At 77.0% G+C, this 261-nt stretch carries 1 protein-coding gene; it reads left to right on the top strand.

Annotated features, from left to right (window positions below; translation table 11 throughout):
• Positions 1 to 261 (top strand): hypothetical protein (locus tag MJ643_RS30940; protein ID WP_247727346.1); only part of this gene is annotated, 261 nt, incomplete at both ends.

Genomic DNA, 261 nt, shown 5'->3' with positions numbered 1-261 from the left:
GGGGTCCTCAGCGCCGGGCACGATCCGGTGCCCGCGATCCACGAGCTCCTCGGCGGCGACGCCGAGGTCCTCGGCCGCGCGCTGTGGGCCGAGCGCCCGGCGTACGACGCCGGCGCGGTCGACGCGGCCCAGTACTGGGGAGCGGTCGCCTCCGCCGTCGGCGTCGCCGAGCTCAGCGCCGAGGAGGTCGCCGAGCTGCAGGCGGCCGACGACCGCTACTTCCTGCGCCTGGACCCCGACTCCCGCGCACTGCTGCATGAC

It is taken from the genome of Pseudomonas sp. PNPG3, assembly GCF_023093815.1.
In the GTDB taxonomy this organism is placed as follows: Bacteria; Pseudomonadota; Gammaproteobacteria; order Pseudomonadales; family Pseudomonadaceae; genus Aquipseudomonas; species Aquipseudomonas asiatica.
Note: the sequence above shows the minus strand (reverse complement) of the source record. Positions and strands in the feature narration are given on the sequence as shown.